This is a genomic window from Kitasatospora sp. NPDC091207 (assembly GCF_044768625.1).
Classification (GTDB): Bacteria; Actinomycetota; Actinomycetes; order Streptomycetales; family Streptomycetaceae; genus Kitasatospora.
The window spans coordinates 240170-263783 of record NZ_JBIVVS010000009.1; the positions used below are offsets into that span (position 1 = coordinate 240170).

The window sequence follows — 23614 nt, forward strand, 5'->3', positions numbered from 1 at the left end:
CCCATGCTTCGCAACCCACGCTTCACCACCCCACGCTTCACCATCCGCCCTTCGCAACCCACCCGAGGTGATCGAACATGCCTACGTTCATGCCCGTGACCACGTCCACGTCCACGTCCGTGCCGCTGTCCCCGGCCATGCTGTCCGCCGCGGCCGGCCGACCGGCCGACCCACGTCATGACTCCCGGCTCGACGTCGCCGACGCCCTGCTGGCCCTGCTGCGCGAGACCGGCACCGAACCGCGCCCCGACATCCAACTGGAGGCGCTGACCCTGGCGGTGGCCGCCGACCGTCCCGTCCTGCTGTGGGGCGAGCCCGGCATCGGCAAGACCGCCGCCCTGACCCAGCTGGCCGAGACCCTGGACCTGCCGCTGACCACGGTGATCGCCAGCGTGCACGAGCCCTCCGACTTCTCGGGGCTGCCGGTCGTCGGTGACGATCCGGTGGAGCAGGGCGTCCCGATGGCCCCGCCGGAGTGGGCCGTGCGCCTGGTCCGGGCGGGCCGGGGGCTGCTCTTCCTCGACGAGCTGTCCACCGCGCCGCCGGCCGTCCAGGCCGCCCTGCTCCGGCTGGTCCTGGAACGGCGGATCGGGGCCCTGCGACTGCCGCCCGAGGTCCGCATCGTGGCCGCCGCCAATCCCCGCTCCTCGGCGGCCGACGGCTGGGAACTGAGCCCGCCGCTGGCCAACCGCTTCGTCCACCTCCCGTGGGTCCACGACCACGACGTCGTGGTCCGCGGCCTCGGCGGGACGTGGCCCCGGGCCACCCTGCCGCGGCTCGACCCGCGGCGGCTGGCCGAGTCCGTCGCCTTCGCCCGCCGCGCGGTCTGCGGCCTGCTCGCCGCCCGGCCCGCCCTCGTCCACCGGCTGCCCGCCAACGAGACCCGCCGGGGCGGTGCCTGGCCCTCGCCCCGGAGTTGGGAGACGGCGCTCTGCCTGGTCGCCTTCGCGACCGCCGCCGGCTCCTCCCGGGACGTCCTCTCCCTGCTGGTCAGGGGGACGGTGGGGGACGGGCCGGGACTGGAGCTGCTGGCGAGCCTGGACCGGATGGACCTCCCGGACCCGGAGGAACTGCTCGCCGACCCGGCGGGCGCCGAGCTGCCCGAGCGGGGGGACCTCCGGCAGGCCGTGCTCGACAGCGTGGTGGACGCCGTCCGCAAGCGTCCGGAGAAGTCCCGCTGGGACGCGGCGTGGACGCTGCTGGTGCGTGCGACCGAGACCGGGGCGCCGGACCTGGTGGTCGTCCCCGCGACCACGCTCGCCACACTGCGCCGGCCGGACTGGGACGTCCCGGCGGCGATCGAGCGTCTCGCCGGGGTGGTCGCGCTGTCGGCGCGGGCCGACCGGTCGGTGGCCCGGGTCGCCGCCAAGGCCGGCCGATGACCCCGGTACGGCCGACGGCCCCGGCGCGGCCCACGGCCCCGGGGCGTGTGACGGCCCCGGCGCGGTCGGCGGCGCCGGCGCCGGAGCCGGCCGGGGCGCTGGACCTCGACAAGCTGTTCGCCGCCCGACTGCACGCCGCCAAGGTCCGGCCCTACCTGGCGACCGCGCTGTTCGCCCTGCACACCGTGGAGTCGCGGCGCGTCCCGACGATGGCCGTGGACCGGTACTGGCGGTGCTACGTCTCGCCGGTGTTCGTGGACCGCACGCCGGTCGAGCAGTTGGCCGGGGTCTGGGTGCACGAGGTCTCGCACCTGCTGCGCGACCACCACGGGCGCAGCGACCGGGTCGCCCGCGAGCGCGGACTGACCGGCCCGGGGGAGCGGCTGCGGATGAACATCGCCGCCGACTGCGAGATCAACGACGACGTGTACGGCGACGGGCTGGCCGAGCCCGAGGGCGCCGTCCGGCCGAGCTCCCTGCGGCTTCCCGAAGGGGAGTTGATGGAGGACTACCTGGGCCTGTTCAGCCTCGGGCCGCTGACCCAGGACCTGTCCTGGCTGGACTGCGGCAGCGGCGCCGATGGGCTGGAACGGGGGTGGGAGCTGGGACCGGACGGCGCGTACGGTCTCAGCGCGCAGGAACGGGACGCGGTGCGGTTCCGGGTGGCCCACGGCATCACCGGCAGCCCGGGCACCGCTCCGCGGGCGTGGCAGCGCTGGGCCGAGGAGGCGTTCCACCCGCCGCAGCCGTGGCGGGAGTTGCTGGGAGCGGCGGTCCGGACGGCGGTGGCCGGCTCCGGCGCGGGCGAGGACTACACCTACGGGCGGCCGTCGCGGCGCTCGGCCGGGGTGCCCGGCGTCGTGCTGCCGAGCCTGCGGCGCAGACCGCCCCGGGTCGCCGTGGTGATCGACACCTCCGGTTCGGTGAGCGACGCCGAGCTGGGCAGCGCGCTGCTCGAAGTGGCCGCGATCTCCCGGGCCGTGGGCGGCCGCCGCGACCTGGTCACCGTGCTCCCGTGCGACGCGGCGGCCCGGGTCGTGCACCCGCTCTGCCGCGCGGAGGGGATCCCGCTGGTCGGCGGTGGGGGCACCGATCTGCGGACCGGCTTCGCCAGGGCGCTGCGGACCGGCCCCCGGCCGGACGTCGTCGTGGTCCTGACCGACGGACAGACCCCGTGGCCGGACTCCCGCCCGCCGTGCCGCACGGTGGTCGGGCTCTTCCCCCGTCCGCCGGTCACCCGGGCGTGGGACGAGGACGACCCGGACCACGCGCCGGACGACCCGCCGGACTGGGCCCGGGTGGTCACCCTCGGGTAGCGGCGCTCCGGCACCCGCCCGGTCGGCCGGACAGGACCTCGGTGTGCCCGTCCGGGTCGACCGGGGGAGTGAAGTCCTTCACTCCATCGGGTGGGGCGGGCGGGTGTCGGGAGGCGCGGGCGGTTAGCTGGACAGGGACGTCGTCGGAAGGGTGCGCATGGGGCGTACGGCTCGGCAGGGTGACTTCGCGACCCGGTGCGCCCTCGCGGTGCTGCTGGCCGCCGTCCTCGCCCTGCTGACCGGGGCCGGGACCGTCGACTCCCTCCACCGGCTCGCCCTCGACCGCTGTGTGACGGTCCAGGAGTTCCCCGCCGCCCCCGCCGGGCCGTTCGACGCGGACGGTTGTCCGGAGCCCGGCGAGCGCCGGCGCGACCACGGGACCACCCCGGGCGCCGCCTCCACCCACCGGATCGGTCATTCCCGTGCCCCGCTGGCGGGACCGCTCGCCCCGGCACCCCGGACGCCGGCCGCCCTCGCGGCCGGTGCCCCGCCCGGCCGTGCCGCGGCCGGGCCGACCACCGAGCCCGCCCGCCCGGACGGGGCCGGGAGGGGAACCGTCCTGCGCTGCTGACGGGCCCCGGGGCCGCGCTGCGGGGTTCCGGCCCCGCCGCGCCGCCCCGCCGTGCCCACCGTCAGGTCCACACCGCAGGAGTTCCGTCATGCCCTTCGACGTCTACACCGCCATGGGCGCGCTGGTGCGCGCCGAGGCCAGCCGCACCGCCGCGCCCGCCGGGGCCGCGCCGTCCACCGCCGAGCCGCCGGCCGGTGCCCCCGGGTGCGGGGAGCCGCCCGCGGCGGGCACCGCCGCCCGGGCGCGGCGCCGCCCGTCCGCCCTGCGCCGGCTGGCCGCCCGGCTGGGCTGAGCCGCCGGACGGCCCGGGTGGCGGCCGCGTGCCGATCCGGCCGCCACCCGCGCCGTCCGCGGGGGCCCACCCGGTCCGTTGTCGGTGGCGGTGGCTAGTTTGTGCGGTGTCGGCGGGCGCGACCCGCGCGACGACGCTTCCGAACGTCGCCCGAAAGGGGCCCATGCCATGCCAGTCGCCGCCGACGAGCAGGTCACCTACCTGGAACTGTCCGAGGACGCGGGCAGCGCGCACAAGTTCTACGAGGTCCGGGTCGCCGGCACGGCGGTGACCGTCAGGTACGGGCGGATCGGCGAGAGCGGCCAGGAGAAGACCACCTCCTACCCGACGGTGGAGAAGGCGGCCTCGGCCGCCGCGAAGAAGCTCGGGGAGAAGGTCCGCAAGGGGTACGCCCCGGCGGTGCGCGGGGTGCGGCAGCGGCGGGCGGTCACCCGCCGGGCCATCGTCAGCAGCGGGTCGACGGCCCGTCAGGCGCCGGTGCTGTGGCGTTTCCGTTCGGGCGCCTCGGCGTTCGGGATCTTCGTCGGGGAGGAGCACGCCTGGGTCGGCAACGAGCGCGGCGACGTCTACACCCTCACCCACGACGGCCGGGTCACCGGCCGGTACGGGCTGCCCGACGGGGTCAAGTGCATCGTGGCCGACGACTGGTGGATCTACGCCGGGTGCGACGACGGCAAGGTGTACGACCTGGGCGGGAAGGTGCCTCGGGTGGCGTACGAGATAGCCGAGGACGTGGACATCTACTGGCTGGACATCCACGACGGCGTGCTCGGGGTCGCCGACGCGCGCGGCGGCATCACCACCGTCGACCACGAGGACGAGTTCCAGTGGCGGCGCAAGGGCACCGGCACCGACGGCTGGATGGTGCGCTGCGACGACGACGGCGTCTACCACGGCCACGCGCGCGGCGTCGCGCGCTACGCGGCCCGCGGCGGCGAACCGGTGTGGCACACCCCGACCGAGGGCGCCGTGCTGTTCGGCTGGCAGGAGCGTGACGAGGTGTTCGCCGGCACCTCGCGCGGCTGGGTCCACCGGCTGCGCAAGGCCGACGGTTCGGAGGCCGCCCGCTACCGCTGCGACGCCGCGGTGTTCTCCTGCGCGTCCTCGCCCGACGGCCGGTACGTGTTCGCCGGGGACAACCACTCCTCGGTCTACTGCTTCGCCGCCGACGGCACCCGGCTGTGGAAGCTCGGCACGGGCTGCGGCTCGGCGTACAGCATGCAGTACCGCGACGACCGGCTGTACCTGGTGACCACCGACGGGTCGCTGGCCTGCCTGGACGCGAGCGAGCAGGCGGTGACGGCGGCGCAGGACGGCTGGGTGCCGCAGGTGGCCGAGGTGGACGGCAGCGGGTGGCAGGCGGCCGTGGCGGGCGCCGAACCGGAGTCGGTGGTCGCCGGCTCGGCGGGCGCGGCCGAGGGGATCGAGGTGGAGTGCGTCCAGGAGGGCGGCCGGGTGCGGGTGCGGGTGGTGTCCGCCGGGTTCGACGCGGGCCGCCGGGTGCAGTTCCCCAAGGACATCCGGGTACCGGGAGCCCGCTACCTGGTGGCGGAGGTGCTGGAGTCGGGCGACGGCGGCTTCTACCGGGCGCGCGGTGACATCAAGCGCCTGCTGTAGCCGACGGGGCCCGTGCCCGGGGACGCGGTCGCCGCGGCGGCCCGGCCGCGGTGGGCCGGGCCGCCCCGGCGACGTCCGGTCAGCCGGAGGTCTCCGCGCGGTACAGGCGGTCGATCTCCGCGTGCGAGAGCGTGAGCAGGACGGTGCGCCGGTCCTCGTCCACGTCCGTGACCGCGCTCATCGGCACCGTCACCTCCCGGCCGAACACCCAGAGACCGGTGTCGACGACCAGGTGCCGCTCGTCGACGAAGTCCGAGTGGCGATCCACCCGGCCGATCCGGCCGTCCGGGCCGTCGACCCGGTAGCCCGTCAGGTCGACGGTGTGCCCGTCCGCCCCGAGGATCTCCGCCATGGCTGCCTCCCCTGTGCCGGACCGGACGGCCGCCCCGCTGCCGGGGGCGGCCGTCCGGTCGCTTCGTTTCCGGTGGCAGGTGTCAGATCAGCGGTCCGCCGTAGAAGGGACCGTAGTAGCCCGCGTACTTCTCCTGGTAGTCGGTGTCGTCGTCGTGCCGGTGCCGGTCGAACTCCGGGCCGTTCCTGATCTCGTCCTTCGTCCGGTCGACGTAGGCCTTCCGCTCCTCGAAGTCGACCTGGACGACGGTGCCGGCGGGCAGCAGGACGTGCTTGCCGAAGATCCACGGGCCGGTGTCCACCACCAGGTACCGGGCCTCGGCCTGCTCGGACAGCTTGTCGATCCTGCCGATGTGCCCGTCGACCGCTTCCACCCGGAAGTCGACGAGGTCGGACCCGGTGACGTAGCCGGAGGTCGAACGGAACTCCCAGATGTTGACGTCGCTGCTCACAACCGTCTCCCTTCCGCACACTGGTGCCGTGCCGGGGGTGTCCCGGCGGCGCTCGCGGAATCGGCTGCCCCGGGTCGCCGACTTCATGCGGGGTGAGGCGGAGGAATGCCCGGCGGCCCGGCCGGGCCGCCCGGTGGACGGGTGCGGTCGCGGTCCTCGCGCGGTCCGGCCGTCACCGTGGTGTCACCGGACGGCAAGGGGCGGGCCACGGTGACGCCGACGGCCCGGGGCGCGAGAACTCCGCACCCCGGGCCGCCGGACACCGGATCAGGCGTAGATCGAGAACGACACCTCGGCCTGGCCCGCGTAGGCGTTGCTCAGGGTGAACAGCCCGGTGGTCGGGCGGAACACGCCGAAGGTCGTCCGGCCCTTGCCCAGCCAGTCGCCGACCACGGGGAGGTCGCCCTTGACGCCGTAGGTGGCGGTCGAGACGCTGCCGTCGTCGTGACGCAGGATGAACAGGTTCGGGTCGCCCGCGTTGCGGCCGGGGCGGAACAGCCCGAACTGGGCGTGTCGCACGCCGTCCCAGTCGCCGACCACCGGGATGTCGCCGGCGTCGCCGAACCGCATCGCGGTCACCGAGCCGTCGTCGTGCCGGACCGCCAGGGTGCTGGTGCTCGGGCGGTAGATGCCCAGCTGGTCGTGCCCGTTGTGGTCCCAGGCGCCGACCGCGGGGAGGTCGCCCGGCTCACCGAACCGCACCGCGGAGACGGTGCCGTCGGCGTGCTGCAGGGCGAAGGTGCCGGTGCTCGGGCGGTAGATGCCCAGCCGGCACTGGCAGGCGTTGTCCCACGCGCCGACCACCGGGAGGTCGCCCGGGCCACCGAACTGGTAGATCGTGCCGGGCTTGGCCGACACCTTCTGGGTGGACAGTGCCCACCGCCCCTTGTCGAACAGGCCGAGGTGGCTGCTGGGGCCGGCGAAGTACCCCGTGAACGGCAGGCCCGTCTGGGGGCCGGTGACGTAGCGCTGCACCGACTTGCTCGCGGTGCGGCCGTGGTCGTCGGTGACGGTCTCGGTCACCGTGTAGGTGCCGGCGACACCGTAGTCGTGGGTCAGACCGTTCGGCGGGGCCGAGCCGTCGGTCACCACCGGGGCGGAGCCGTCACCGAAGTCGACCTGGTAGCGGGTCACCGGCCAGGGGCTGCTGCTCCGGTCCGTGACCTTGAGCCGGGCGACGTTGGGGTCGTCCTGGGTGACCGTGGGGTCCACCCAGATGGCACCGGTCGGCGCGATGTTCACCGTGGCGGTCGAGGCGCGGGTGAGGCCGGTCTCGCTGGTCGCGGTGAGCGTCACCGTGTAGAGGCCGGGCGCCGGGTAGTCGTGGTCGAAGGAGGCGGTCCCGAGCGGGGCCCGCACCGGGTAGCCGCCGTCGCCGAAGTCCAGCATGGCGCCGGCCGGCGCCCAGCCCCCCGTGTAGGAGTAGCTGATCCGGGCCTTCAGCGGCTGTCCGGCCGTCGGGTACGGCGCCGTCCAGACCGAGACGGCCATGGTCTCCTGGAGTTCGACCGCCCCGCGGTCGACGTAGCCGCTCCCGGTACCGGTGTTGGCGATCTTCGGGTGGTCGACGCGCGGGCGGCCGTAGGCGTCGGTGTCCAGCATGCCGGGGGCCGACGCGTCGGCCGCGTCCGTCACGCCGTGGGCGGCGGTCGGTGTGAGGTTCGGGACGGCCGGCCATGTCGCGACGCTGCGGTCGGTGCCCAGCTTCGGGTCGAATCCGTAGTCGTGCGCGCCCTGGCCGGTGGCCTTGAACTCGTACGCGTTGGTGTAGGACGTCGCGCCCCAGGAGTAGCCGGACCCGCCGATGGCGGGCGCGACGACGTTGTAGTCCGCCTTGGTGCCGCCGGTCGAACCGGCCGAGACCGTCAGGGGGGCGAACGGCGACTGGAAGCCCCCGGCGCAGGCGAAGGCCGGGAGCTTGGAGATGATGTTGTTCTCGATCGTCGCGCCCGAGGAGTTCCCGGCCAGCGACAGGTCGCTCCCGCAGTTCTTCGCGAAGGTGTTGGCTACCACCACGGTGCCCGGGGCGTCGGTGATCAGCACGCCCTCGGCGGGGTTGCCGCTCACCTCGTTGGTGGTGACGACGGCCCCGGTGACGCCGCGCTCGACGGCCACGCCGGCCGTGCCCACGCCGGTGATGACGCTGCGGCTCACCGTGACCGCCGCGCTGCTGCCGGTGATCCGGATGCCCGGGGTCGCGTCGGGGTACGCGCGGACGCCGTTGTCGACGGGGTTGCCGGCGGTCACGTCGTTGCGGTCGAGGACGATCCGCTCGGAGTCCTGGACGAGCACGCCCTCCTGCGGGCCGCCGATCTGCAGACCCGTCACCGTGACGTCGTGCACGCCCACGAGGACGAAGCCGTGCGGGGCGGGCTGCGCGTTCGCGCTCCAGGACCGCACACCCACGGGGATGGTCGCGGAGTTGTAGACCAGCTCACCGTTGAACGTGATCGGCCGGCCGGCGAGCCCGGACCGGGTGACCGTGACCTGCTCCGGGTAGCCGCCGCCCGGTGCGATCTGGACGGTCTGACCCGGCTGTGCCGCGTCGGCGGCGGCCTGGATGGTGCAGTACGGCTGCGCGGCCGTACCCGTGCCGGCGTCCGAACAGTTGGCACCGGCGGCGTTGTTGACGTAGAGCACGCCGGAATCGGCGTGGGCGGTCATCGGCAGTACGGCGCCGGCGACCGCGGAACTCGCGACGGCGGCGGCCAGGCCGACGCGGCGTCGGATGGACACAGTTGGTCTCCTCGGGAGAATGACGTCTCGTCTCGCGTCGGTTCCGAAGGTCCTGAAGGTCCTGAAGGTTCCGATGGAATGTGTGATCGATTCGTGCCGACGGCGAGGCGATCATTATCCAGAGCGGCCGGTGGCCTCCCCGCACCGGGGTGCCTGGCGCCGGGTCACCCCGGGCCGCCCGCCGGACGTCCGGCCGGACCGGCCGCGTCGCAGGTCACGACCGGTCCGGTGGGGCCCGCCGTGCTCCTCCGGCCCGGGCCTGGACGGGCCCGCGGGCGTGGCTCCGGCGCCGCGGCCGCCTTCGGGGCGGGTGTCGTCGCGGGGAAAGGCGAGGCAAAGGGCCGGCGCCCCGGGTGACGCCGGTACCGCACGGGCCGGGAGCGTGAGGGTGTCGCCGACGGCCGGGGACCCAGCCCCCGGACGGGTCGGATCCGCCGGCGACACCACCACGTCAGGGCTGTCAGCCGTTGGCGAGGGCCTGGAGGCGGTCGTAGGCGCCGTTGAAGAGGTTCTGGTCACCGGGGAAGGTGCCGGAGTCGGCGTACTGCCAGAAGGTCTGGTAGCCCCAGCCGTTCGGGAGGGTGCCGACCGCACTGGAGTAACGCGCTATCCAGAGCGGGTTGGTGGCGCCGAAGCCGCCGTTGTCGCCGGTGCACTGGGACCACCAGTTGGTGGTGGTGTAGATCGTCGGGTAGCGGCCGGTGCGGGAGCGGACGGTGTCGCTGAACGAACGGATCCAGCTGACCATGGCGCTCTGGCTGAGGCCGTAGCAGGTGGCGCCGTAGGGGTTGTACTCGATGTCGAGGGCCGGTGGCAGGGTCTTGCCGTCGCGGGACCAGCCGCCGCCGTGGTTCACGAACCAGGTGGCCTGGGCCGAGCCGGAGGAACGGTCCGGCAGGGCGAAGTGGTAGGCGCCGCGGATCAGGCCGGCGTTGTAGGAGCCGTTGTACTGCTGGGCGAAGTAGGGGTTCGTGTAGGTGGTGCCCTCGGTGGCCTTGACGTAGCCGAAGCGGGCGCCGTTCGCCTTCACCGAGGCCCAGTTGACGTTGCCCTGGTAGCTGGAGACGTCCAGTCCGGGGGTCTGGGTGGCGGCGAGGGCGAAGACGCCCGAGGTGCTCTCTCTTCCCTCGTGGGCGGCGACGGTGGAGCCGGCGAAGTCGCGCTCGGGGTGGATGGCCGGGAGACGCCGGTCGGCCTGCCCGCCGTCCCCGGCCTGCTCGTCGGTCGCCTGCGCGTCGGCGGGCTGTTCGTCGGTGGTCTGCGCGCCGGTGGCCGGCGCGGGCGCCGGCTCCGCCGCGTACGCCGGCGCGGTCACTCCGGTGACGAGTGCGACCGCTGCGGCGAGTGCGGCGAGGACGGGCAGTCGGCGGGTTTTCGAGGGTGCGGCGGTACCGGTGGGGCTGGCGGAGCGGGAAGTGCTGAGCATGAACACTCCTCTGGTCCGGTGATGGCCCATGGGGCCTTTGGTGCCCGGGAGTTGAATCGGACGGGAGCAGATTAGCCATGTCCTCGCCAGGGTGGCCAGGTGCCCCGGTCACCCTGTGGGGGTACCGCTCAGGTGGGGGCGGCACCGTCGGACGGAGCGCCTCCGCTCCGCCCAGGACGTGCGCCGGGCCGGGCCGTCCGCCAGGCTGGCAGGGTGGGTTCGCGTGCGGCGGGGCCGTGGACCGGCGGGTGCGACGACGGCGCGACGGGAGGCCGGGGCATGAGCGACGCGATCGTGGTCGGCTCGGGGCCCAACGGGCTCGCCGCCGCCGTCACGCTGGCCGAGCACGGGCTCGCCGTCACCGTCCTGGAGGCCGCGGCGGAGATCGGCGGCGGTGCCAGGAGCGGTGCGGCCACCCTCCCCGGCCTGCTGCACGACCACTGCTCCGCCGTCCACCCCTTCGGCGTGGCCTCGCCGTTCCTGCGCTCCGCCGACCTCGCCCGGCACGGTCTGCGCTGGTGCCTGCCCGAGATCGACCTGGCCCACCCCCTGGACGGCGGCGACGCGGCCACCGCCGTACGGTCCGCCCGGGCCACCGCGCGCACCCTGGGGCAGGACGGGGCGGCGTGGCTGCGTCTCTTCGGCGGCCTGGCCGACGGCTTCGACGAACTGGCCGAGGACGTCATGCGCCCGCTGCCCCGGGTGCCCGCCCACCCGGTGCGGCTCGCCCGGTTCGGCGCCCGGGCCCTGTGGCCGGCGACCGCGCTCGCCCGCCGCTGGCGCACCGCACGGGCCCGCGCCCTTTTCGCGGGGGCGGCGGCGCACAGCTTCCAGCCCCTGGACCGGCCGCTGACCGCCGCGGCCGGCCTCCTGCTGATCGCCGCCGCGCACCACGGCGGCTGGCCGGTCGCCGAGGGCGGCTCGGGAGCGATCACGGCGGCCCTGGCCGGGCGGCTGCGCGAGCTGGGCGGTCGCGTCGAGACCGGGGTCCGGGTGGTCTCGCTGGCCGAGCTGCGCCCGTGCCCGCTGGTCCTGCTCGACGTGGCCCCCGCCGCGGCCGCGGCGATCTGCGGTGCGGCGCTGCCGCCGCCCGTCCGCCGCGCGTACCTGCGGTACCGGCACGGACCGGCGGCCTTCAAGACGGACTTCGCGGTGGCGGGCGGCGTCCCGTGGCGCGACCCGGACTGCCGCCGGGCCGGCACCGTCCACGTCGGCGGCACCCTGGAGGAGGTGGCCTTCGCCGAACGGGAGGTGGCCCGGGGGAGGATGCCGCCGCGCCCCTTCCTGGTGGTGGCCCAGCAGTACCTCGCCGACCCCGGCCGGTCGGCCGGCGACATCCACCCGGTCCACGCCTACGCGCATGTGCCGCACGGCTACCCCGGCGACGCGCGGGAGGTGCTCGTCGCCGGGATCGAGCGGTTCGCGCCGGGCTTCCGGGACCGGATCGTCGCCTCCGTCGCCACGACGCCCCGGGAGCTGGACCGCCGCAACGCCAACTACGTCGGCGGGGACATCTGCACCGGCGCCAACGGCCCCGTCCAAACGGTGCTGCGTCCGAGGGTCACGCCGCACCCGTACGACACGGGCGTCCCCGGCGTCTTCCTCTGTTCGGCGGCGACGCCGCCGGGCGCCGGGGTGCACGGCATGTGCGGTGCCAACGCGGCCCGCGCCGCCCTGCGCCGCGCGCCCGGGTGACGCGCCGGCGCCGGCGTCCGGGCCCTCGGCGGGGCCGCCGACCGGGCCGTTGTCCGGGTGGGCGTCGGGGTGGTCGTCGTCACGGAGGGTGGCCGGGGCCGCTGTGGCACGATGCGAGGAGTCGGCAGACGAACGGATGCCGTCCCCCAGCGAGAAGAGGACTACCGTGCCCGCGACCACCCCGGACACCGCCCGGCCCGAGGCGGAGACCCTCGCCTTCCGTACCGCGACCGTGGCCGACGTGCCCGCGCTGCTCGCCCTCGTCGAGTCCGCCTACCGCGGCGACGCCAGCCGGGCGGGCTGGACCACCGAGGCCGACCTGCTGGACGGCCAGCGCACCGATGTCGAGGGCGTCACCGCCGCCGTCACCCACCCCGAGGGCGTGGTGCTGCTCGTCGAGCGGGCCGGCGAACTGGTCGCCTGCTGCCAGCTCGAACGCCGTGGCCGGACGGCCTACTTCGGCATGTTCTCGGTGAGCCCCGGCCGGCAGGGCGGCGGCGTCGGGCGGGCCGTGCTGGCGGAGGCCGCGCGGATCGCGGGGGAGGAGTGGGGCGCGGTCGAGCTGGAGATGACGGTGATCGAGCAGCGTGCCGACCTGATCGCCTGGTACGAGCGCCGCGGCTTCCACCGCACCGGAATCCACTCGCCGTTCCCCTACGGCGACGAGCGCTTCGGGGTCCCGCGCCGCCCCGACCTGCGGTTCGAGAAGCTGGTGAAGGACCTTACCGAACAGTAATAGTGACGATTGATCAGGGCAGTGACGCAATGTCAAAGTCCTGACCTGCGGCGATGTGGAGATGTCATACCTCGTTCATGATTGGTCTAGGCCAATGTGAGAGGCTGACGGACGAACGGCCACGTTCCGTCCGAGCCCAGGGGGGCCATCTCCGCATGCCCGTACTCCATGGCACCGCCATGCCCGCATCCGATGCCGACCCGCGCCGCACCGTCGCGGACGACTCGATGCGCCTGCCCAGCCCGCCCGACGATCAGGAGCTCTACTGGTACTTCGGCCCGCAGCGCCGCTGGGTGCTGCTCTGCGCCACCCTCTCCTACACCGGCGCCACCGTCACGCTCGGCCTCTTCGCGCTCAGCCGGCCGCTGCTCTGGCCCTTCCTGGTGCTGACCGTCCTCAACGCCGTCACCTGGCTGCTCTCGCTCGCCGACGGCCAGCGCGCCCGCCGCTTCACCCGTGACTCGCACGACCTGCTGCTGCGCGCCTGGCAGCCGGCCCGGTACCCCGGTGTCGACGTGCTGCTGCCGACCGCCGGTGAACCGCTGGCCGTCCTGGACAACGCCTACCGCCACACCGCCGCCGTCCGCTGGCCGGGTGCGCTGACCGTCCTGGTCCTGGACGACGCCGCCCGCCCCGAGGTCCGCGAACTCGCCGAGTCCTACGGCTTCCAGTACCGGGCCCGGCCCGACCGGGGCCGGTTCAAGAAGGCCGGCAACCTCAACCACGGCCTGGCCGAGGGCAACGGCGACATCATCGCCGTCCTCGACGCCGACTTCTGCCCGCGCCCGGACTTCCTGCGCCACCTGGTGCCCTACCTCGACACCCCCGAGGTCGGCATCGTGCAGAGCCCCCAGTGCTTCGACACCGACCCGGACATGTCGTGGCTGGAGCGGGCCGCCGGAGCGACCCAGGAGATCTTCTACCGCTGGATCCAGCCCTCCCGGGACGCCCAGGACGGCACCGTCTGCTGCGGCACCAACGCGCTCTACCGGCGCGCCGCGCTGGAGCGGGTCGGCGGCTTCGCCGAGATCGACCACAGCGAGGACCTCTACACCGGCCTCTCGCTGGCCCGCGCCGGGTGGACCACCCGCTACGTCCCCGCGCTGGTCGCCAAGGGCATGTCGCCCACCGGCCTGCCCGCCTTCATCAGCCAGCAGTACCGCTGGTGCCTCGGCTCGCTCGCCCTGGTCGGTGACCCCGGCTTCCGCAGCGGGCCGCTCAGCCGCTCGGCCCGGCTCTGCTTCTGGAACGGCATCCTCGGCTACCTCACCAGCGCGGTGAACGTCTTCGCCATCCCGCTGCCGGCCCTGATCATGCTGTTCTTCGCGCCCGACGAGATCGAGCCCTGGCAGGTCCTGCCGTTCCTGCCGCCGATCTGGGTCGCCCTCGTCCTGCTGCCCGCGATGTCCCGCACCCGCTGGCGCTTCGAGGTCACCCGGGTCCAACTCCTGGGCGGACTCTGCCACGTGGTCGCCATCGCGCACGCGCTGCGCCGCCGCAGCGCCGACTGGGTGCCCACCGGCGCCGTCTCCGGCGGCAGTTCGCTGGCCCGCACGGTCGCCAGGATCGGGGTGGCCTGGCTCGGCCTCGTCGTGCTCGCCGGCGCCGTGGGCCTCGGCCGGGCCGTCGCGCTGCACGGGTGGCAGCCGTACTGGGCGCTCATCGGGCTGCTCGGGCTCACCGCCCACACGATGATCCCGCTCATCCGGTCGCTCTGGCCGCTGCTGCGCGGCGGCAAGGGCGGCGAGGTCGCCGCGCCCGCTCGGCGCCCGTCCGACCGGGCCGCTCTCGGCGCGACCCCCGCCGACCGGGCCGCTGCCGACCGGGCGGCCGCCGACCGGGCCGCCGCCGATCTGCGCTTCGGCCGGGCCGAGGCCGTCGCCGTCAGCGCCGTCCTGCTGCTCTGCGGTCTGCTGGCCTCCGGCTGGGCCGATCCGCTGCTGTTCTGAGGGCTGTCCGGCCCGCGCCGCTCCCGCCCTACCCGCTTGCGCTCCACCTGCTTGTGCCTCACCTGGTTGTGCTCCACCTCTCCCTGCGCGTCCCTGCCGCTTCCCTTGCGCGTCGCCCCACCGGCGCGGACCCCGCCGCCCGGCCGCCCCATCGGCCCGGCGGTGCCCGAACCCCCGCTGCCAGCACTGCAAGGAGCCCCGCCGTGTCAACGGCCGTACCACCGAGCGCCGAACCGTCGCGCGCCGTACCCGTTCCCGTTCGTCCTCCGGCTGCTGGTCCTGCAGCCGTGACCGCCGCCGCGACCGCCCCCGGGGTGGCCGCCGGGGTGGCCGCCCACCCCGACCGGGCGCTCGACCTCGTGCAGCTGAACCCGGCCGCCGCCGTGGCGGCCCAGCCGGCCGAGGAGCCCCGGAAGCGGGCGGCCTTCCGCTCCGACATCGAGGGACTGCGCGGCATCGCCGTCCTCGCCGTCCTCGCCTTCCACTCCGCGGTGCCGGCCTTCACCGGCGGCTACGTCGGCGTCGACATCTTCTTCGTCATCTCCGGATTCCTGATCACCGGCCTGCTGCTCGCCCGCCCGATCGGCCTCCGGGACTTCGCCGCGCGCCGGGCCCGCCGTATCCTGCCCGCCGCCGCCGTCGTCCTGGTCGCCACCGCGCTCGCCGGCGGCGCGCTGCTCGACCCGCTGCGCGGTACCGACCTGGCCCGCGACCTGATCGCGTCCGCCGGTCAGTTCGCCAACTGGCGGTTCGTCGGCCAGCAGACCGACTACCTCGGCGCCGAACGCGACCCGAGCCCGCTCCAGCACTTCTGGTCGCTCGGCGTGGAGAACCAGTTCTACCTGCTCTGGGGCGTCCTGCTGCTCGGCCTCGCCCGCTGGCTGACAGGGCGTCGTCGTACCGTCGCGATCGCCGTCGCGACCACCGCGATCGGCGGCGTCTCGCTGCTGCTCTGCATCCGCTGGACGGCCGGCTCCGCGCCGCTCGGCTACTTCTCCACCGGCAGCCGGCTCTGGGAGTTCGCCGCCGGAGCGTGCGCCGCCATGCTCGGATCGGCCCTGGCCCGGTGGCTGCCCCGGGCCGGCGGCTCCGGCCGGCCGGTCGGCTGGGCCCTGCGCCTGCTCGGCTGGGGCGGCGCGGCGGCGGTCGCGGTCGCGGTCTTCCGGTACGACCGCAACACCCCCTTCCCCGGCAGTGCCGCGCTGCTGCCCGTCCTCGGCACCGCCGCCGTGCTGCTCGCCGGTCCGGCGCACCGCGCGCTCGGCGCCGCCGACGTGGGCCGGCTGCTCGCCGTCCGTCCGCTGCGGGCCGCCGGCCGGCTCTCCTACGCGTGGTACCTCTGGCACTGGCCGGTCCTGACCATCGCCCAGGCCCGCTACGGCGCCCTGCCCTGGACCACGCTGGTCGCGCTCACCGCCGCGAGCGCGCTCCCGGCCTGGCTGACCATGCGACTGGTCGAGCAGCCGCTGCGCTACGGCAGCAGCCCGGCGCCGCGCCGGGGCCTGGCGGTCGGGGCCAGCGCGCTGGTGATCCCGCTGATCGCCGCGCTGACCCTGGGCGGCGGGACCGTCCGGGCGCTCGGTGACACCGGAGGACCGGTGGCCGTCCCGGCCGGCGCCGTCGACGGCCCGGCCCTGCTGGCCCCCGGCAGCCGGGTCCTGAGCCTCACGCCCTCGCTGGCCCGGGCCCGCGAGGACTTCCCCCCGGGCCGGGGCTGCGAGATCGCGCTCGGCGCCGACAGCAGCCCGCGCTGCCTGTTCGGCACCGAGAACAGCCCCGACCGGATCGTGCTGATCGGCGACTCGCACGCGGGGCAGTGGATCTCGGGCGCGCTGGCCCTGGCCGAACAGCGCCACTGGGCACTGGAGGTGCTGGTCAAGCCGGGCTGCCCGCTGGCCACCCTGACCGTGCGCAACAACGTCCTCGGCCGGACCTTCGAGGAGTGCGACCGCTGGCGCGAGAACACCCTCACCAGGCTGGCCACCGGTCCCAAGCCGCGTCTGATCGTGATGGCCGGCCTCAACCGGTACGGCAGCCAGGCGGAGCGCGCCGAGGGGTGGAGCCGCACGCTGGACCGCCTCTCGGCCATCGGCGCGCCGCTCGCCTACCTGGGCGACACGCCGATGCCCGGCAAGGACATCCCGACCTGCCTGGCGGCCTCGGACGGTCGCTCGGACGCCTGCTTCTTCCCCCGCGAGACGGCCTTCGAGCAGGACCCGCTGCTCGACACCGGGCTCGCCGACCGCTACCGCGTCCGGGTGCTGGACCTCGGGCCGCTGCTCTGCCCCGGGACCGGGCCGGACTGCCCGGCGGTACTGGAGGGTGTGGTGCTCTACCGGGACTCCGGGCACATCACCGACACCCTGGCCAGGGTGCTCGCGCCCCGGCTGGACCAGGGGCTGCTGCCGGCGGGGTGACCTGCCGGGTGAGCACGACGGTGCGGCCGGTTTCCGCCGCACCGTCGTGAACCTGTCCGGCCGTGGGCCCGTTGGACCGCTCAGCCGTAGATGCTGTGGCAGAGCCGGGCCTGCTCCGAGCCGGCCGGCCACCGTCCGAAGCGCTCGGCCCGGTCGCAGATCGAGCCGTCGCCGGCCGTGGTCGCTCCGCCCGGGGCCGCGCCCGGGGCGGGCGACGGTGCCGGAGCCGGCGGCGGCGTCGCTCCCGGGGCCACCGGGCTGCGGGCCGGCGCCGGCTGGGGCGTCCGGCTCGGCTTCGGCCGGGCACCGGCGGACCGGGCCGCCCCGGGGGCGCCGTCCGCTCCGGCCCGTTCCGCTCCGGGCGCCGCTTCCGGAGCAGCGCCCGGAGCGGCGGTCGGCGTCGGGCCCGGGGTGGCGGTCGACAGTGCCGGTACCGGCAGCAGGTCGGGGACCGAGGGCACCGACGGCGACGGTGACGGCGAAGGGGACGGGGAGGCGTCGGGGAACGCCACCACCCCGGACAGCTCGTCGCCCGAGCCGGGACCGCACATCACCAGGACGGACGCCAGCACGGCGACGATCCCGGCGGCCGCCGCCCCCCAGGCCCGGCGGGACATCTGCCGGGCCGGCGGCGCGGTGGCGGGCGGCGGTGGTACGGGTGCCGCCGCCGGTGCGGGTGGTGGCGGTGCGACGGGTACCGGCGGCGGCTCCCATGCCTGTGTCGGCCACTGCCACTGCCCGTCGCCGCGTTGCCCGCTCATGCCTTCGTCCTCCTGCTGCCGAACCGCTGTCGAACCGCTGTCGAACCTCTGCCGCTCCTGCGGTCGCCGTCGCCGCGGCGCTGCTGTCCGGGCCGTCGTCGAGCTCCTGCCCGGCGGTCGCCGTCGTCGCTGTCGCTGTTGCCGACGGAGACCGATCGCGGACCCGTTCGCCGTACTCAACGAGCGCGCCGACGCCGGGACATGACCCGGAAGGGGGTTCTCTTCCGCGGCCCGTTCCCGGCCGTACGCCCCCCTGCCGTACCCCGGGTGCGGGCGCCGGAGGTCCGCCACATGCTGGGGGCATGGAAACGAACAGCACGTCAAAGCCCCTGGTCGAGGTCGCCGAGTTCCGGACCGACAGCCGCTACCGGCTGGTCCACTTCGAGGGGCACGGCTGGGAGCCACTGGCCCCGGAGGAGTTCGAGCCGCGCGTTCACCAGCTCTTCCCCGACCTCGATCCCCGTGACGAGGCCCGGGTGCACTGGGTCGACCGGCCCTGGGAGTGGCCGGCCTGGCACCCCGGCGAGGCCTGACCGGAGGGTGACCGGGCGTCGGCCGGTACCAGGTCCCTTCGGTGGGCTCCCCGGCCTCCAGGACCGGGAGGCCGCCGCGTCATCGTGGTGCGCCCGGTGAAGCGGCCTCCGGTGACGCGTTGACGTCGTGCCGGGCGCACCGCGTCCGACCAGGGTGTACAGCAGTGCTCCGGCCGCTTGCAGGACGGCGATACCGGTCACGTACCAGTGGGCGGTGCTCGCGGTGGCCAGACCGCCGAGAGCGGAGCCGCCGGCGGCGGCGGAGATCTTCAGCCCGGCGCCGATGGTGAACACCTGCGTCCGCCATCGCGCCGGCGCGTGCTCGGCGCGGATGCGCAGGGTCGCGGTGAGGACGAGACCGTCCCCGGCGCCGGCGACGGCGAAGCAGGCCGCCGCGACCGGGACGGCGGGGGCCGGCGCCGCGGCGGCGAGCCCGATGCCGGTGGCGAGCAGGCCGATGACGGCCAGCCGTCGCGGGGGCACGGCGGGCCGCGGCCGGGTGGTGCCGAGCGTCCCGGCCAGGGCGCCGACCGCGAACGCGGTCATCAGCACGCCTCCTCCGCCCGCGCTCCCCAGGCCCGTGGCGAGCAGGACGCCGGTGGTGGTGAGCGCGCCGATGCCGGTGAAGGCCAGACAGGTCGCGGCCGTGATGGCGCGCAGTTCCCTCTCCCGCCACACCGTCGACATCCCGTCGGCCAGGTCCCTGCGCAGCCGGGTCGTCGCCACCGGCGGGCCCTCGGCGCCGGCGCGCAGCGGGAGCAGCGGTGTCAGCGCGCAGGCGCAGGCCGCGGCCGTCGAGAGGACGAGCAGCGCCGCGGCCGGGGACAGTGCGGAGGCGACGAGCCCGGTGGTTCCGGGGCCGGCGACGGCGGCGGCGTTGTAGAGCACGGCGTCCCACGCGTAGGCGCGGTCCCGCCCCGGGCCGGCCGGTACCAACCGCGTGATCAGACCGGAGAGTCCGCCGGAGACGATCGGCCCGCAGCACCCGCCGGCCGCGGCGACGGTGAGGACCAGGGGAAGGGGTGCGCGGCCGATGCCGGCCGCCAGCGCGGCGATCGCCAGCGCGAAGCCGGCGAACGCGCCGGCGTAGAAGAGCCGGGGCCGGCGGGAGCGGGCGGCCACCGCGCCGGTGAGCGGGGCCGCGAGGACGTGCGGGGCCATCCAGGCTGTCAGGACGAGCGCCCCCTGCGCGGCACCGCCGGTGCGGTGCACGGCCAGCATGACCACCGCCACCGCCACGCCCTCGTCGGCCAGCCGCGCGAAGAACGCCGTCACCAGGTAGCGCGGCACGCGCGACCGCTCCGACATCGCCATCTCCAGGGTGTAACGGGTTGTTGGCACAAGACGTTACAGTGGAGGGTGCCGGTATCCGGGTGGCGGGCGGCGTCCAGGCCGAGGAACCGGGAGCGCAGACGTGAGAACCCAGGGCTTCCAGGCCGCCCAGCGCCTCATCGACCTCGCCAACGCCGTTCGTGCCCACCCCGGCCTGCCCCGCGAGGTGGCGGTGCCGCTCCTGACGCGCCACGGCGAGGATCCGCGGGACCTCTCCGCGGCGGCCCTGTCCGACGCGGATCTGCGGGAACTCAGGGACGCCGCCCTGCGGATCGCCGGCATCCTCACCGAGGGCGACACCGACCGGGCCGCCGTCGCCCTCAACGCGATGCTGGCCGACCACGCCGCCGCCCCCCGCCTGTCCCGGCACGACGGTCACCCCTGGCACCTGCACGTCGACCGCGGCGACGCGGGATGGGCCGACTGGTTCCTGGCCTCCAGCGCGCTGGCCCTGGCGCAGATCCTCACCGAGCACGGCCGCGCCACCTGGGGCGAGTGCGCGGCTCCGACCTGCCGCACCCTCTACCTCGGCACCGGCCCCGGCAGCCCGCGCCGCTACTGCTCGGCCACCTGCGCATCCCGCGCCCGCGTCGCCGACCACCGCCGCCGCAAGCGGGCAGACGCCACGTCACAGCGGTGAACAGGTGCGGGAGCCGGTCCGGTGCCGGCCCACGGACCACCGCCCGACGCCCCGCCCGAAGGCGGCCGCGGTCCGCGCCCGGAGCCCGGTCCGGGGCGCGGTCCGGGGCGCGGCGGGCCGGACGGTACCGGCCGTGCTCACGCAGGATCACCGGCTGCCCGGCTGCCCGGCTGCCCGACGGCACACAGCCTCGCCGACAGGGGAAGATCGTTCTGGCGGCGGCGGGCGACCCGGCCCGACCGGAACCGCCCGACACGTCAGGGGGGACCGTGAACGGACCGGCCGGCACCGAGGGCTATGCCGAGGCGGCGGAGCAACTCGCCGTGCAGTACGAGGAGGTGACCTTCGCACAGGTGCACCGTGAACTGCTGCCCCTCCTGCCCGGGGCACCGAGTGCCGTCCTCGACATCGGGGCCGGCACCGGCCGGGACGCGGCCGCCCTGGCCGCCCTCGGTCACCGGGTGGTGGCGGCGGAACCGACGGCGGAACTGCGCCGGATCGGCCGGCGGATCCACGCCGGCAGCGCCATCCGCTGGGTGGACGACGCGCTGCCCGAGGTGGCTGTCCTCAGGGCCTCGGGCGAGCGCTTCGACCTGATCCTGCTGACCGCCGTGTGGATGCATCTGGACGACCGGGAGCGCCGCTCGGCGATGGGGGCGCTCGCCGGGCTGCTCGCGCCCGCCGGTCGGGTGCTGCTCTCACTCCGCCACGGGCCCGTCCCGCCCGGCCGCCGGATGTTCGACGTCTCGGCCGACGAGACCGTCGCCCTCGGCCGGCGGCACGGCCTGGACCTGCTCACCCGCGCCGCCCGGGCCGACCTGCACGGCCGCCCGGGCGTGAGCTGGAGCCTCCTCGGCTTCGAACGGACGGCCACCCGGCTGCCGTGAGGCCGTCCGCCGGGGCCCGTCGGGGCGGCCGGGCCGCGTTCAGGCGCGCCGGTGGGGATTCCGTACCGATCCGGCGACCTCGTCGGCCAGGTACTCCTCCCAGGTGCGGACCCCCACCGCCCGGCCGGGCGCGGTGAGCGCGCCGGAGCGGAACCCCGCGCCGATCCTGCCGGGGACGAAGACCGGCAGGACGAGCCGGCGCTTCCCGGCCGCCCTGGTCCAGTCCCTGGCGAGCCGGGTGGCGGAGTACACCGTCGGCCCGGCCATGTCCGGCACCCGGCCGGCCGGCTCTCCCAGTGCCAACTCGACCAACCGGCCGGCCACTTCTGTCTGGTCCACCGGCTGGCAGTCGGTGCCGGAGGGCATCGGGACGACGGGGGACTTGGACAGCACCCGCAACGCCGCGTCGAGCAGCGCGGGGAACTGGGCGGCCCGCAGAGTGGTCCAGCCGATCCCCGACTCCGCGAGCAGCCGTTCGCCCTGAAGCTTGATCCGGTAGTAGGGGAACGGGATCCGGTCGACGCCGATGATCGAGATGTTGACGATGTGGGCGACTCCGGCCCGCTTCGCGGCGTCCAGCAAGTGCTGGAAGGCGGGGACGTCGTTCCGGTACCTGCGGGTGTCACTCGCGCAGTGGATGACGGTGCGGACCCCTGCGAAGGCCTCGGCCAGACCGGTGCCGTCCGTGAGGTCGCCGGTGAACCAGGACACCCCGGGGGTGGCGGGCGGCTCCGTCCGGCGGGTCAGGGCGCGCACCGGCAGCCCGGTGCGGAGCGCCCGTTCCAGGACCTCGCGGCCCAGCACGCCGGTCGCGCCGGTCACCATGATCACGTTCTTCATCGCTGCGGTCCTCCGTGTCGCTCGTCCTGTCGGAGAAGTAGGACCGGCGGGCTACCCGTTCTGTGACAGCCCCTGGGACCGGCGCGCGAGATGTCCCGGCTTCTCCGGGTTCCGGATCACCCGGATGCCGGTGACGCCCTTCGCGCCGCCCTCGACGCCGCCGACCACGACCAGTTTCCCGCCCTCCCGGCCCAGGACCATCGGCGTGCCGTTGACCTCGGCGACCTCGATGTCCATCGCGGTGGCCCAGCGCGTGCACAGGCCCAGGACGAGGCGGGCCACCCGTGTCCCGGCCGTGGACCGGGCGCAGCGCCGCGCGGACCTTGCCACCGCCGTCGGACCACGCGGTCAGCTGATCCGCGAGCACCGCCTCCAACCGCGGTGGCGATCCGAGGGCCGCGGCCTCCGGGAACCGTGTCAACAGTTCGGTGCGCGGCCGATCGGAGGTCTCGAACCTGGTCCGCCCCTCGGCCAGGTGGAGCTTGGCCCGACGGTAGACCTGCCGTGCGTTCGCCTCGGTCGAGTCCAGCAGTCCGACGATGTCGCGGTAGCCGTAGTCGAAGGCATCGCGGACGACGACCGCGGCGCGCTCTCCGGGGGAGTGAGGCGCTCCATCATCACCGGCAGGGCCATCGACACCGCCTCGCGCTGCTCGGCCGTCTCCATCGGGCCGAGCGCACCCCCGTCGGTGCGGACGGGCTCCGGCAGCCAGGGGCCGACGTACTCCTCGCGCCGCACGCGCGCAGAGGCCGGCCGGTTGATGCAGCGGTTGGTGAGTACCCCGGCGAGTCAGGCACCCGGCGCCGCGATCCGGGCGCGCTCGGCGCCGTGCCGGCGCAGATACGCGTCCTGTACGGCGTCCTCGGCCCCGGCCGCCGACCCGCGCATCCGGTAGGCGAGCGAGAACAGCCGGGGCCGAAGGGTCTCGAACTCCTGGGCCTTCTCCTGGGCCTGGTCCACTGGGGCAACGGTAGTACGGGTGATCAGCTCGGCGGTGGTCCCGGGCCGGGTACTCGGCGTCGCCGGCCGTTCCCGTGACCATGCCGGCCCGTCGCCTGCCCGGTAGGCAGCCGAGCGTTCGGCGCTCGCCGATCCGTAGGCGCTTCCGGGGGTCAGTCCGGCGCGCAGGCGCCTGACCACCGGGCCGTCCGTCGCAGCCATGCGTCAAGGGTGGCGAAGTCACGATCGGTGAGCCCCCGGCGCGGATCGACCCGATGGAGCAGAGCACGTCCCCGGTGGTGTGCGCGGACCCAGGCCCGATCGGTGTCGGTGATCTCATCGTCGACCCAGGCGAACGCACGCCCGGCTGCCCGGCTGACCAGACCCCGGGTCTTCCAGTGCAGGCCGTTCCGTTCGTCCTGCTCGTCAAGGTCGGAGGGCTCCGGCCAGACCACCACCTCCAGCTCCGGCAGGCCGATCCGGGGTGCGACGAGCTCGTTCGCATCGGCCGTCCAGGTCGTGGCCCAGACCAGATCGCACGGCAGCGCCGCCAATCGGGCGCCGTGCGCGGGATTGATCCTGGCCAGCAGGGGATTGGCGTCGGCCTCCTGCGCGGGGTTACTGGGATGCGTGGGATAGGTCGGATACTCCTGCGCCGCCGGGCCTCCGAACGGAATGAGTGGTCCGTCGACATCGAGGAAGAGCAGCGGGGGCTGCGGGGAACCGGTCACGGTGGAACGAT

At 75.2% G+C, this 23614-nt stretch carries 21 protein-coding genes; 11 read left to right on the forward strand and 10 right to left on the reverse strand.

Features of this window, described 5'->3' with window-relative positions:
* The first annotated feature begins 137 nt into the window (after positions 1 to 137).
* The 5 genes from ACIQTO_RS18095 (at position 138) to ACIQTO_RS18115 (ending at position 5178) form a co-directional block, all read left to right on the forward strand.
* A complete protein-coding gene (locus ACIQTO_RS18095) occupies positions 138 to 1382 on the forward strand; it encodes an AAA family ATPase (protein ID WP_402388660.1) in 1245 nt (414 codons plus the stop codon).
* On the forward strand, positions 1379 to 2698 hold the full coding sequence (locus tag ACIQTO_RS18100) for a VWA-like domain-containing protein (protein WP_402388586.1): 1320 nt from the start codon (positions 1379 to 1381) through the stop codon (positions 2696 to 2698). Before ACIQTO_RS18095 ends, ACIQTO_RS18100 begins: the two co-directional genes overlap by 4 nt.
* 157 nt (positions 2699 to 2855) lie before the next feature.
* A complete protein-coding gene (locus ACIQTO_RS18105; protein ID WP_402388587.1) occupies positions 2856 to 3269 on the forward strand; it encodes a hypothetical protein in 414 nt (137 codons plus the stop codon).
* 88 nt (positions 3270 to 3357) lie between these two features.
* On the forward strand, positions 3358 to 3561 hold the full coding sequence (locus ACIQTO_RS18110) for a hypothetical protein (protein ID WP_402388588.1): 204 nt from the start codon (positions 3358 to 3360) through the stop codon (positions 3559 to 3561).
* A 168-nt stretch (positions 3562 to 3729) separates the two neighbouring features.
* Positions 3730 to 5178 (forward strand): WGR domain-containing protein, encoded by a 1449-nt coding sequence (locus ACIQTO_RS18115; RefSeq protein WP_402388589.1) that lies wholly within the window; start codon positions 3730 to 3732, stop codon positions 5176 to 5178.
* Between the two features lie 79 nt (positions 5179 to 5257).
* On the opposite strand, the gene ACIQTO_RS18120 is transcribed toward ACIQTO_RS18115, so the two are convergent.
* The 4 genes from ACIQTO_RS18120 to ACIQTO_RS18135 all read right to left on the reverse strand — a co-directional run bounded on the left by ACIQTO_RS18120 (position 5258) and on the right by ACIQTO_RS18135 (position 10143).
* Positions 5258 to 5530, reverse strand: a complete 273-nt coding sequence (locus ACIQTO_RS18120) for a hypothetical protein (RefSeq protein ID WP_402388590.1) — start codon at positions 5528 to 5530, stop codon at positions 5258 to 5260.
* 82 nt (positions 5531 to 5612) lie between these two features.
* On the reverse strand, positions 5613 to 5981 hold the full coding sequence (locus ACIQTO_RS18125) for a PRC-barrel domain-containing protein (protein ID WP_402388591.1): 369 nt from the start codon (positions 5979 to 5981) through the stop codon (positions 5613 to 5615).
* A gap of 267 nt (positions 5982 to 6248) precedes the next feature.
* The gene (locus ACIQTO_RS18130) at positions 6249 to 8717 is read right to left on the reverse strand and encodes a PKD domain-containing protein (RefSeq protein WP_402388592.1); all 2469 of its coding nucleotides are present in this window, start codon (positions 8715 to 8717) and stop codon (positions 6249 to 6251) included.
* Between the two features lie 460 nt (positions 8718 to 9177).
* Positions 9178 to 10143 (reverse strand): lysozyme, encoded by a 966-nt coding sequence (locus tag ACIQTO_RS18135; protein WP_402388593.1) that lies wholly within the window; start codon positions 10141 to 10143, stop codon positions 9178 to 9180.
* 279 nt (positions 10144 to 10422) lie between these two features.
* Between ACIQTO_RS18135 and ACIQTO_RS18140 the strand changes: the two genes are divergently transcribed.
* From ACIQTO_RS18140 to ACIQTO_RS18155, 4 genes are all read left to right on the forward strand, one after another.
* Positions 10423 to 11838: a phytoene desaturase family protein gene (locus ACIQTO_RS18140; protein ID WP_402388594.1), complete on the forward strand. Its 1416-nt coding sequence runs from the start codon at positions 10423 to 10425 to the stop codon at positions 11836 to 11838.
* 136 nt (positions 11839 to 11974) lie between these two features.
* Positions 11975 to 12574: a GNAT family N-acetyltransferase gene (locus ACIQTO_RS18145; RefSeq protein WP_402388595.1), complete on the forward strand. Its 600-nt coding sequence runs from the start codon at positions 11975 to 11977 to the stop codon at positions 12572 to 12574.
* A 179-nt stretch (positions 12575 to 12753) separates the two neighbouring features.
* Positions 12754 to 14523, forward strand: a complete 1770-nt coding sequence (locus ACIQTO_RS18150; protein WP_402388596.1) for a glycosyltransferase family 2 protein — start codon at positions 12754 to 12756, stop codon at positions 14521 to 14523.
* A gap of 287 nt (positions 14524 to 14810) precedes the next feature.
* Positions 14811 to 16940, forward strand: a complete 2130-nt coding sequence (locus ACIQTO_RS18155; RefSeq protein ID WP_402388597.1) for an acyltransferase family protein — start codon at positions 14811 to 14813, stop codon at positions 16938 to 16940.
* 80 nt (positions 16941 to 17020) lie between these two features.
* On the opposite strand, the gene ACIQTO_RS18160 is transcribed toward ACIQTO_RS18155, so the two are convergent.
* Entirely contained in the window at positions 17021 to 17701 is a 681-nt protein-coding gene (locus ACIQTO_RS18160; RefSeq protein WP_402388598.1) for a hypothetical protein, read from the reverse strand.
* Between the two features lie 320 nt (positions 17702 to 18021).
* Positions 18022 to 19575 carry an MFS transporter gene (locus ACIQTO_RS18165; RefSeq protein ID WP_402388599.1) on the reverse strand — a complete coding sequence of 518 codons (1554 nt, stop codon included), beginning with the start codon at positions 19573 to 19575 and terminating at the stop codon, positions 18022 to 18024.
* A 73-nt stretch (positions 19576 to 19648) separates the two neighbouring features.
* Between ACIQTO_RS18165 and ACIQTO_RS18170 the strand changes: the two genes are divergently transcribed.
* On the forward strand, positions 19649 to 20206 hold the full coding sequence (locus ACIQTO_RS18170; protein WP_402388600.1) for a CGNR zinc finger domain-containing protein: 558 nt from the start codon (positions 19649 to 19651) through the stop codon (positions 20204 to 20206).
* Positions 20207 to 20475: 269 nt separating this feature from the next.
* Positions 20476 to 21093 (forward strand): class I SAM-dependent methyltransferase, encoded by a 618-nt coding sequence (locus ACIQTO_RS18175; RefSeq protein WP_402388601.1) that lies wholly within the window; start codon positions 20476 to 20478, stop codon positions 21091 to 21093.
* Positions 21094 to 21132: 39 nt separating this feature from the next.
* Here ACIQTO_RS18175 and ACIQTO_RS18180 read toward each other — a convergent pair whose 3' ends face one another.
* From ACIQTO_RS18180 to ACIQTO_RS18195, 4 genes are all read right to left on the reverse strand, one after another.
* Positions 21133 to 21933 carry an SDR family oxidoreductase gene (locus ACIQTO_RS18180; RefSeq protein WP_402388602.1) on the reverse strand — a complete coding sequence of 267 codons (801 nt, stop codon included), beginning with the start codon at positions 21931 to 21933 and terminating at the stop codon, positions 21133 to 21135.
* Between the two features lie 51 nt (positions 21934 to 21984).
* Complete coding sequence (locus ACIQTO_RS18185) at positions 21985 to 22215, reverse strand: hypothetical protein (RefSeq protein WP_402388603.1); 231 nt, start codon at positions 22213 to 22215, stop codon at positions 21985 to 21987.
* 507 nt (positions 22216 to 22722) lie between these two features.
* Positions 22723 to 22893 carry a sigma factor gene (locus ACIQTO_RS18190; protein WP_402388604.1) on the reverse strand — a complete coding sequence of 57 codons (171 nt, stop codon included), beginning with the start codon at positions 22891 to 22893 and terminating at the stop codon, positions 22723 to 22725.
* A 152-nt stretch (positions 22894 to 23045) separates the two neighbouring features.
* Positions 23046 to 23603, reverse strand: a complete 558-nt coding sequence (locus ACIQTO_RS18195; RefSeq protein ID WP_402388605.1) for an HAD domain-containing protein — start codon at positions 23601 to 23603, stop codon at positions 23046 to 23048.
* Positions 23604 to 23614 lie beyond the last annotated feature (11 nt).